The sequence below is a fragment of the Actinomyces stomatis genome (assembly GCF_031292835.1).
Lineage (GTDB): Bacteria > Actinomycetota > Actinomycetes > Actinomycetales > Actinomycetaceae > Actinomyces > Actinomyces stomatis.
Genome location: NZ_JASPEP010000032.1, coordinates 22,171 through 31,454, shown reverse-complemented (window position 1 = coordinate 31,454; position 9,284 = coordinate 22,171). Strand labels below are relative to the sequence as shown.

Annotated in this window: 10 protein-coding genes; 3 read left to right on the top strand and 7 right to left on the bottom strand. The window is 70.7% G+C overall.

The features are described 5' to 3' along the window. The 3 genes from RIV12_RS12230 to RIV12_RS12220 form a co-directional block, all read right to left on the bottom strand. The coding region (locus RIV12_RS12230) for a hypothetical protein (RefSeq protein ID WP_309324221.1) at positions 1–192 on the bottom strand (192 nt) is incomplete at its 3' end. Positions 193–342: 150 nt separating this feature from the next. Beyond that, positions 343–1,740, bottom strand: a complete 1,398-nt coding sequence (locus tag RIV12_RS12225; protein WP_309324219.1) for a class I SAM-dependent RNA methyltransferase — start codon at positions 1,738–1,740, stop codon at positions 343–345. Beyond that, positions 1,737–3,845, bottom strand: coding sequence for an APC family permease (locus RIV12_RS12220; RefSeq protein WP_075419084.1), 2,109 nt, complete (start codon positions 3,843–3,845; stop codon positions 1,737–1,739). Before RIV12_RS12220 ends, RIV12_RS12225 begins: the two co-directional genes overlap by 4 nt. 91 nt (positions 3,846–3,936) lie before the next feature. Between RIV12_RS12220 and RIV12_RS12215 the strand changes: the two genes are divergently transcribed. Both RIV12_RS12215 and RIV12_RS12210 read left to right on the top strand, forming a co-directional pair. After that, positions 3,937–4,560: a potassium channel family protein gene (locus RIV12_RS12215; RefSeq protein WP_256695994.1), complete on the top strand. Its 624-nt coding sequence runs from the start codon at positions 3,937–3,939 to the stop codon at positions 4,558–4,560. A gap of 3 nt (positions 4,561–4,563) precedes the next feature. Next, positions 4,564–5,226 carry a potassium channel family protein gene (locus tag RIV12_RS12210; protein WP_075419082.1) on the top strand — a complete coding sequence of 221 codons (663 nt, stop codon included), beginning with the start codon at positions 4,564–4,566 and terminating at the stop codon, positions 5,224–5,226. Positions 5,227–5,241: 15 nt separating this feature from the next. On the opposite strand, the gene RIV12_RS12205 is transcribed toward RIV12_RS12210, so the two are convergent. The 4 genes from RIV12_RS12205 to RIV12_RS12190 are packed head-to-tail and all read right to left on the bottom strand — an operon-like array spanning position 5,242 to position 7,470. Beyond that, positions 5,242–6,018: a DUF3159 domain-containing protein gene (locus RIV12_RS12205; protein WP_309324216.1), complete on the bottom strand. Its 777-nt coding sequence runs from the start codon at positions 6,016–6,018 to the stop codon at positions 5,242–5,244. Positions 6,019–6,051: 33 nt separating this feature from the next. Further along, on the bottom strand, positions 6,052–6,429 hold the full coding sequence (locus tag RIV12_RS12200; RefSeq protein WP_075419080.1) for an OB-fold nucleic acid binding domain-containing protein: 378 nt from the start codon (positions 6,427–6,429) through the stop codon (positions 6,052–6,054). Beyond that, positions 6,430–7,137: a DUF3710 domain-containing protein gene (locus RIV12_RS12195; protein WP_309324214.1), complete on the bottom strand. Its 708-nt coding sequence runs from the start codon at positions 7,135–7,137 to the stop codon at positions 6,430–6,432. Between the two features lie 27 nt (positions 7,138–7,164). Next, a complete protein-coding gene (locus RIV12_RS12190) occupies positions 7,165–7,470 on the bottom strand; it encodes a DUF4193 domain-containing protein (RefSeq protein WP_004565030.1) in 306 nt (101 codons plus the stop codon). A 338-nt stretch (positions 7,471–7,808) separates the two neighbouring features. Between RIV12_RS12190 and sepH the strand changes: the two genes are divergently transcribed. Then, positions 7,809–9,269: a septation protein SepH gene (sepH, locus tag RIV12_RS12185; RefSeq protein ID WP_428978945.1), complete on the top strand. Its 1,461-nt coding sequence runs from the start codon at positions 7,809–7,811 to the stop codon at positions 9,267–9,269. The last annotated feature ends 15 nt before the right edge of the window (positions 9,270–9,284 follow it).

Sequence of the window (9,284 nt, the reverse complement as noted above, 5' to 3'; positions counted from 1 at the left end):
CGAGGAGCCCACGCCGACGCCGACCCCCACCGAGGTCCCCACGCCGACGCCCACTCCCACCGAGGTCCCCGCGCCGACGCCCACTCCCACCGAGGAGCCCACGCCCGGCACCTCGGCCAGCACGCCACCAAGCAATAGCGGCAGCAACCTGGCGAGCACCGGCTCCAACGCCGTGCCAGTCATCGCAGCCATGGCCGCATTCCTGGTGACGGGATATGTGATCCTGGCCGTCCGTCGTCGCGCATCGTGACCGACCATCGGCTGACTAGGCTCCTTCCCGGAGCATGAGATGGGCCCCAGTCCGTGAAGGACTGGGGCCCATCGCCTTTGCCATCGATTGGCTCAGGATCTGTCAAGCACCGCGATCGTCTCGAAGTGGTGCGTGTGCGGGAACATGTCCAGCGCACTCATGGACCCCAGCACATAGCCGGCCCGCAGAAGGGTTCCCAGGTCCCGAGCCAAGGCCGCCGGGTCACAGGCCACCAGGACGATCCGTTCGGCTCCCAGGGCGCTGACGGCCTCGATGACCTCGCGCCCGGCCCCCTGCCTCGGTGGATCGAGGACGACGACGTCGGGGCGACCACCGGTGAAGGAGCCGGCGAGCTCGCGCACCGAGCGGGCGCTCACGCGTCCCGAAGCCAGGCGTGCGGCGGGGTGGTCGTGCAGTGTGCGGCGGGCGTCGCGAACGGCCTGCTCATTGCCCTCCAGGGACAGGACCTGACCGCCGGCCCCCACGAGAGAGGCCAGCGGCAGGGTGAACAGGCCGGCCCCCGAGTAGAGCTCCAGGACGCGGCGGCCGGCGGCACGTTCAAGGTTCTCCCCCAGGGCGCCCCGCACGACGCGCTCGACCAGCACCCGGGGGGCGTCGACGTGCACCTGCCAGAAGCCCTCGGCATGGACGGAGTAGGTCAGCTCCCCCAGCCCCAGGGCGGACGCGTCCACGACCTCCCGGACGCGGCGCCGCCCGGTGCTGCGGGCCTGAGCGGTCAGGAGCCGCTCGTCGAGCAGGACGACGGGCTCACCGCCGCTGGGGGCGATGGCCTCGATGCGCATACCGGGCCGGTAGTGGGCGCGCCAGCGGGAGCGCTCCAGCAGTCCGATCTCGGTGATGGCGGGAACGGCCAGGGGCAGGCGGTGCAGAGGCAGAACCGTCCCGGAGCGGAAGGCGTGCATGCCGGGCCTGCCGTCCTCACTCACCGTCAGGCTGATGCGGGTGCGGGTGGCGGTCCCGGCCAGGGCACGCCGTCGAGCACTGGTGGAGGCCTGGGCCGCGGCGTCAGTGGGCATGGGCTCGATCGGCACGGCGGCTGCGGCGGAGGCCTCGGGCAGGGAGGCGACGGCGTCGGCCACCTCCTGTCCACCGATCCGCCGCAGGCAGTCGGCCAGGACCCAGCGCTTCCAGGTGCGCTGGGCGTCCAGGGCCACGTGGGCGAGCTCTCCCCCACCTACGCCCGCCGGGCCGGCCTCGGGCCAGACGGACTCGACGCGGTCCGGGGATGCCTGGAGGATCTCAACGGCATCGGCGCGCCAGGTCCGCGAGGTCATCTCGGTCAGGCGGGCCCGCACCGTCTCACCGGGCAGGGAGTGACGCACGAAGATGACGCGACCGCCCGGGTCGTCCACGGGCCGGGCCACGCAGTGCCCGCCGTGCGCCGGTGCCCCCACTGCCAGGGTCAGCTCGCGTGGCTCGCCACGACTGGGGGCGGGCTGGTCTCCGGTCCGGCTGGGCTGGGGGGTCATCGAATCTCCTGGTGGTCTGCTCCGACGCCGCCGGTGCTGGAGCGGCCGTGCTGGTCGAGATGACTGAGGTGGCTGTCGACGTGACGGCGCATGGCGACGTCGGCGTCGATGATGCCCTCGGCGGTGCGGGCACGCACACCGTGGTGGAAGTGCCGCTGACCGGGAAGTCCCAGCTGCCAGGGCACGGAGGCCACGACGACACCGGGAGTGAACAGCAGGACGGTCTTGAGGCGCAGGGCGGTCTGGTTGTGGAGGATCTGCTCCCACCAGTGGCGCACGATGTACTCGGGCAGGAAGACGACGACGAGGTCGCGGGGGGACTCGCGGCGCACCGAGCGGACGTAGTTGATGACCGGGCGGGTGATGTCCCGGTAGGGAGAGTCCAGGACCGTCAGGGGCACGGCAATGTCGGCCTCCTCCCAGGCGTCCAGGAGGTGCTCGGCGCCGCCATCGCCGGTGTCCACCGTCAGGGCCTCCAGGGCGGTCGGGTGGGTCGACTGGGCGTAGGTCAGGGCCCGCAGCGTGGGCTGGTGGAGGCGGGAGGCCAGGACGATGGCGTGGACGTGGGCCGGCAGGACACGGGCGTCGTGGAGGTCGGAGATGGCCACCTCCTCACTGACTCTGCGGTAGTGGCGGCGAATCCGGTTCATCACCAGGTAGAGCAGCGCCATGATCGTCAGAGTGATCCAGGCTCCCCGGGTGAGCTTGGTGAGCAGGACGATGACCAGGACCGTCCCAGTGCCCAGCACGCCGATGGAGTTGATGATGCGGGCGCGGTGCATGCGTGAGCGGGCCCGGGGCTCGGTGGCGATGGTGAGCTCGCGCGTCCAGTGGCGCACCATGCCCACCTGGGAGAGCGTGAAGGAGATGAACACGCCCACGATGTAGAGCTGGATGAGGCGGGTCGTGTTGGCCTCGAAGCCGATGAGGAAGGCCACGGCCCCCAGCCACAGGACGATGATGCCGTTGGAGAAGGCCAGGCGGTCGCCGCGCTGGGAGAGCTGGCGGGGCAGGAACTCGTCACGGGCCAGGACGCTGGCCAGGACCGGGAACCCGTTGAAGGCGGTGTTGGCGGCCAGGACCAGGATCAGCCCGGTGACGGTGGCGACCAGGTAGAACATCGGGCGGAAACCGGAGAAGACGGTGGCGGCGATCTGTCCGATCGCGGGGTCCTGGTGGTAGCCGTCCCCGACCGGGACACCGTTGCGCAGGAGCTGATGGGCCGGGTCCTCCACCATGCGCACGCCGACGGCGCCGGCCAGGTGGATGACGCTCATGAGCATCAGCGCCGCGATTCCGCCCAGGAGCAGCAGCGTGGTGGCGGCGTTGCGGGACTTGGGGCGCTGGAAGCTGGGCACGCCGTTGGAAATCGCCTCCACGCCGGTCAGGGCCGCGCACCCTGAGGAGAAGGCCCGCAGGACCAGGAAGCCTCCGGCCAGGCCGGTCAGGCCCTGCTCCCAGCCGGCGTGGGTGAGGACGTCGAAGCCGGCGGACTCGGCCCGCCCGAGGGTCCCGGTCAGCTCCTGGACGAGGCCGACGACGGCCATAATGCCGATGACGCCCATGTACAGGTAGGTGGGAATGGCGAAGGCCCGACCCGACTCGCGCGAGCCGCGCATGTTGAGCACGGCCAGGACGGTCACGACCGCGACGGCGATCTCCACCTTGTAGGGGACCAGGGCGGGCAGGGCGGCCGCGAGGTAGGAGGTGCCCGAGGACACCGAGACCGCAACAGTCAGGACATAGTCGCTCAATAGGGCCGAGGCCACCAGGAGGCCGGCGTGGGAGCCGAGGTTGGCCGAGACCACCTCGTAGTCGCCGCCGCCCGAGGGGTAGGCGTGGACGGTCTGACGGTAGGAGGCCACGACGACGGCCAGGACGCCGACGACGGCCAGGGCTACCCACGGCGACAGTGAGGTGGCGACGACGCCGGCCACGGCCAGAGTGATGAGCACCTCATCAGGGGCGTAGCCCACGGAGGACAGGGCGTCGGAGGCGAATACCGGAAGGGCGATCCTCTTGGGCAGGAGCGTCTCCCCCAGGGCTCCACTGGGGACGGGACGGCCGACGAGAAGCCGCTTGATGCGGTCTGCGAAGTCACGCACGTCTCCAGATGTTACGTCCGCGGCCCGACAACGGAGTACCGTCCTCCTCGTGCACTTCGTCATCATGGGCTGTGGCCGCGTCGGAGCGTCCATGGCTGTTCAGCTCGACCGTATGGGGCACTCGGTGTCCGTCATCGACCGCTCCTCGGACTCCTTCCGCCGCCTGCCCTCGGATTTCAACGGCCGCAAGGTCAAGGGGGTCGGCTTCGACCGCGACGCCCTGGAGCAGGCGGGCATCGACGAGGCCTACGCCTTCGTCGCGGTGTCCAACGGGGACAACTCGAACATCGTGGCTGCGCGCGTTGCCAGGGAGAGCTTCGGCGTGGACAACGTCGTCGCCCGGATCTACGACTCGCGGCGAGCCGACGTCTACGAGCGCTTGGGCATCCCCACGGTGGCCACCGTGCGCCAGACGGCCGACCAGATGATGCGCCGTATCCTGCCGGGTTCCAGCGCCCGCGAGCTCGAGGACCCCTCGGGCACGGTTGCTCTCATCCAGCCCAACGCCTCCCCGCAGTGGGTCGGTACGACGATCGGGGCGCTGGAGGACCGCCTGAGGGTGCGGGTGGCCTGGATCTCGCGCGGTGCCACGGCGCTGCTGCCCGAGGCCGTCACCGTCATCCAGGAGCATGACCGGCTGCACCTGGCGGTGAGCACCGACCGTATCGGCCAGGTTCGCCGCGCCCTGTCACACGCCCCGACCCAGGAGGCCTGAGCCATGCAGATCGTGATCGCCGGAGCCGGATCCGTGGGCCGTTCCATCGCCCGCGAGCTCATCAGTCACGGCCATGAGGTCACCCTCGTCGACCGTTCCGCCGAGGCCATGCGCATCGCCTCGGTCCCGGAGGCCGACTGGCAGCTGGCGGACGCCTGCGACATCGACGCCCTGGAGCGCGCCGGGGCCGAGACCTGCGATGTCATTGTGGCCGCCACCGGGGACGACAAGGCCAACCTGGTCATCTCCTTGCTGGCCAAGACCGAGTACGGAGTGCCCCGCACAGTTGCGCGCGTCAACAACCCCAAGAGCGAGTGGCTCTTCGATGAGACCTGGGGCGTGGACGTGGCCGTGTCGACCCCGCGCTTCATGACGGCCCTGGTGGAGGAGGCCGTCAGCGTCGGCAGCCTGGTGAGCATCTTCCACTTCCACCAGTCGGGCGCCTCCATGCATGAACTGACCCTGCCGGAGGACTCACCGGTCATCGGCGAGCTCGTCACCGACATCGAGCTGCCGCCCCATACGGTGCTGGCAGCGATCCTGCGCGACTACCGTCCCATCACACCGGACCGTGACGAGCGCTTCGAGCGTGGCGACGAGCTCATCTTCCTCACGGCGCGCGAGGGAGAGTCCAGCCTGGAGGAGCTGCCCCTCATCTTCACGTGACGGTCAGGGGCGGTACTACCGCTCGGCGGACGCCTGCGCCTGAGCGATCCGACTGGGGGCCACCAGCAGCCAGATGAACCACAGGGTCACGGCGTACAGCGGCACGCCCAGGATGAGGCGGGCCGCCCCGAGGTACGACACGGCGTGAGCACCGGCCAGGTAGAGGGGCACCTCGACGACGAGCCGCAGGGCGAACATGAGCGTCAGGACCCAGGTGCCCGCGTGGTAGCGGCGCCTGACAGCACGCAGGGCCGGCTCGGTGCGCCAGGCCGAGGGACGCGCGACCGGATCGTCGTCGGCCTGGGGTCTTCCGGTGCTGCCCGAGTCCTTGCTCGTGTCACCGCCCTCACCGTGGCCTGACTCGTCGGTGACACGATGCCACAGAGTCATGAAGGCGCCCACGAGCGGCCAGCCGATGAGCAGGGAGACCAGGCAGGCGACCAGCCAGGCCGCGTTGATCATGAGTCCGGTGGCGTAGAAGTTGGAGGCGTCGCCACTGCGCCAGGCCCACAGGGCCGAGACGAGGACCAGCACCACCCCGCCGACGACCTGAGCCGGGGACTGGCGCTGCACCAGGCGGGCTACGAGGCAGATGGCGCTGATGGCCAGGGAGGCGAGCAGAGCAGCCACCAGCGCGGTGGGCCGCACCGCCATGACCAGGACGAACATGAGGGTGGGCACGACGGACTCGAGGATGCCGCGCCACCCGCCCACGGCGGCCATGGCGTCGAAGCGCTCGGAGTCGATGGCCCCCAGGCCCGTACGGGTGGTTCCAGTGGAACGGCTGCTCATTCGTAGGTCCTTCCCGCAGGTGGCTGCCGGTTGCTACTGCCCCGGCCCCAGCAGGCGATAGGCGGGGTTGTGGATCTGCTGGCGGTGGGTGCCGTCGGCGACCCGCCCCTCAGCAAGGAGATGGGCGCCAGGCTTGATGCCGGGGATGCGTCGCCGGCCCCACCACACCAGGTCGATGCTGCCGGTGCCGTCGTAGAGCTGCCCGACGAGAATGGGCTTGTCCTGGCTCGAGCGGTAGGTGACCGCCTGCAGCACACCTGAGACGTGGGCCCGCTGGCGCGAGGTCAGTGACCCGATCGGATCGGTGCCCCGGCGGCTGGCGGAGCGCTCCTCCTCCTCGGCCTTCAGGTGCTCACGGCTGGTGCGCAGCGATTCGTAGAGCCGCTTCACACGGGCCGACAGCGCCCCCATCTAACGTACTTCGGCGATGGTCGGCCCGGGCGCCAGCGGGTCGATGCCGGGCAGGTCCTCGGCCTCGGGTCCGGTCACGGCTCCGGGCGCGTGCAGGGGCAGGATCTCCCGAGGCGGACGGGCCTGGCCGTCACGGACGACGACGATTCCGCGCAGTACTTCCCGCAGTGCCTGGGCGGAGTGCCCGGAGGAGGCGGCAGGCCCCTGGAGGACGCCGCGCAGGAACCAGCGGGGGCCGTCGATCCCCAGGAAGCGGATCGTGCCTGTCGCCATCGTGCCGTCGGGGCCGCGCATGGGCAGGTGAGCGACCAGCTCGGTGCCGTGCTCCCCATGGTTCTCCTCGTAGCGGGCACCGTTCCCGGCGAGCTCGTTGGCGATGTCACCGCGGAGCTCGTCCCAGATACCCGCGGTGCGCGGCGCGGCGAAGGCCCTCAGCTCGAGCGCCGAGCCGCCCAGCGCCAGGACGACGGCGGTGACGGTGCCGTCGGGCGCCTGCTCCAGGCGCAGCTGCATCCCGTCAACGGCCGGGACCTGCAGCGCGCCCAGGTCGATGCGGGGCACCTCCTCCTGGCCCTCGGGCAGCTCACTGAGGTCCCAGGGGCCTGAGGCGGCGGTTTCGTCGAGGTCGTCGTCGCCGAGGTCGTGCCCGAGGGTGGACTCGTCGGAATCGGTGGTTGCGTCGTCACGACGGCGCGAGAACAGTCCCATGGGGATCTCCTGAGTTGGGTGGGAGCGTCAGCCGGCGCAGTCGGCGCACACCGGAAGACCGGTCGCCTCGTCGACGAAGGCAAGCTGGCTGCGGTGATGGACGAGGAAGCACTCCGAGCAGGTGAACTCGTCCTCGAGCTGAGGAACGACGTGAACGCTCAGCTCCTCACGGGACAGGTCAGCCCCGGGAAGCTCGAAGCCCTCGGCGGCCTCGTTCTCGTCCTCCTCGATCGCGGCGGAGGACTGGTCCTTCTGCCGCGAGGTCAGCTCTTCGATGGAATCAGCCTCAGGCTCGTCATCATTCTTGCGCGGGGCGTCGTAGTCGGTCGCCATGGCCTCGTCACTCTTTCTGTCGACGGCTCTCGGGTGACCTTCGGAAGACGGGAGTCGAGCCGTGCACGCACACAGGCGTCGTGCCGACGATTCGGCGCCCCCGTCCCGGAAGGCACGCGCACAATAGCACCGCCAGGCGGCCCGTCAAGCCAAATCGCCCGACGGAAGAACACGATTCGCTTGCAGTGCGCCCGACCCGAGGGTTTTCACGAGGGTATTCACACGTGCTTCACATGTGGCACACCGCTGAGCCTCCCACGGCTCGGCGTCTGCGGATGGCAGGCTGTGGGGCACAGTGGAGCATATCGTGCTGACACGGGATGAAGGAGGCCCCGCCCATGGTCGAACTCGAGCTGCTGGGTGCCAACGGTGACACGATTGTCATGACGGACGAGGACGGCGAGCGTTACAGCATCGTCGTTGACGACGCCCTGAGGGCCGCGGTGCGCCGCGACCGTGGAGCGATCCTGCCCCCGTCGGGGACGGTCGCAGAGGCGCCGGCACCCCTGCGCCCCCGGCAGCTCCAGGCCTACATGCGCGCCGGTGCGACCGCGGCCGAGGTCGCGATCAGCACGGGCATGGATGTGGAGCACGTGCGCCGTTTCGAGGGGCCGGTGCTCGCGGAGCGTCAGTGGGCCGTCTCGCAGGCCCAGTCCTGCCGGATCGGCTGGGAGAAGGACTCCCCCCTGCTCGGAGAGCTGGTGGTGGACCGACTGGCCACGCGTGGTGTCGACCCTTCCAGCCTGGAGTGGGACGCGTTGCGCGAGGGCCGCGACCCGTGGCTCATCATGGTGACCTTCGTGCAGTCCGCTGAGGAGAAGCAGGCGCGCTGGTCACTGGACCTGACGGCCCGCGCGGTTCACGCCCTGGACGATGAGGCGCGCTGGCTCACGGAGGCCGGAGCGGGGGCCAAGCGCCCAGCCGTCTTCGACCAGGACTCGAAGGCCCCCGGAGCGTCCGCCTCGGCGCCGTCGGCCCAGTCGGGGCACTCCCCCGCGGCCGCGGGCTCAGCGGCCGGCAGCGCGGTCTCGGCCGTCTCCGCCCCGGCTGCGGCCTCCGGCGAGTCCTCCGGGCTGGCCGTCGAGATGCCCGCCGGAATGCTGCCGGTTCGGGAGTACGGACGTCCCACCAGTGGCGCCATGTCGGCGGATGACACTGACGCGCTGCTGGCCGACCTGGCCTCCAGCCGGGGCCGGCGCGTCGAGGTGGAGATGCCCCAGGACGACGACCTGAACGGCTTTGCCGGCGAGAGGGACGGCGATGAGGACGCCTTCACCGATCCTCACGGCATCGACTACACCAGCAGCCCTGAGAGCCCCGAGGTCCCCTCACCCCCGGCCCGCGGCATTGAGGAGCGCCGCGCCGAGGCCAGCACCAGGCAGGCCGACGAACCCTTGGAGCAGGCCGCAGGCCTGAGTGCACAGGTCTACTCAATGTCGGAGCGCAGGCGTCTGCACACCGGCAACCACCCGGCCGGCACCAGGCTGGTGACGGCCTCCAGTGCCCCCACGGCGGCACCGTCGGCACCGAGCCCCGCTGTGGAGCGCGTCCCCGTAGGACGTCAGGCACCGCTGGGGGCGGACAGTCCCACTGAGCCGGTGCCGGAGATCCCCATGCCCTCGCGCTCCGAGGTCCTGGCCAAGGCATCCCCCGGCCCGTCGGCCGCCTCGGCGGCGGGCACGCAGGAGCCCCTGCCCGACATGCCCAGGACGTCTCCGGCTAAGAAGAAGTCCCGCCGTCGCTCACGGCGCTCCGTGCCCTCCTGGGACGAGATCGTCTTCGGCGCCAGGCCCGAGTAGCCCCGGGTCCGGGTC

Coding starts and splice junctions, on each gene's coding strand:
- RIV12_RS12225 (WP_309324219.1), bottom strand. CDS start 1,740: ATGACCCCCCAGCCCAGCCGGACCGGAGACCAGCCCGCCCCCAGTCGT.
- RIV12_RS12215 (WP_256695994.1), top strand. CDS start 3,937: ATGGCTGTTCAGCTCGACCGTATGGGGCACTCGGTGTCCGTCATCGAC.
- RIV12_RS12210 (WP_075419082.1), top strand. CDS start 4,564: ATGCAGATCGTGATCGCCGGAGCCGGATCCGTGGGCCGTTCCATCGCC.
- RIV12_RS12205 (WP_309324216.1), bottom strand. CDS start 6,018: ATGAGCAGCCGTTCCACTGGAACCACCCGTACGGGCCTGGGGGCCATC.
- RIV12_RS12200 (WP_075419080.1), bottom strand. CDS start 6,429: ATGGGGGCGCTGTCGGCCCGTGTGAAGCGGCTCTACGAATCGCTGCGC.
- RIV12_RS12195 (WP_309324214.1), bottom strand. CDS start 7,137: ATGGGACTGTTCTCGCGCCGTCGTGACGACGCAACCACCGATTCCGAC.
- RIV12_RS12190 (WP_004565030.1), bottom strand. CDS start 7,470: ATGGCGACCGACTACGACGCCCCGCGCAAGAATGATGACGAGCCTGAG.
- sepH (WP_428978945.1), top strand. CDS start 7,809: ATGGTCGAACTCGAGCTGCTGGGTGCCAACGGTGACACGATTGTCATG.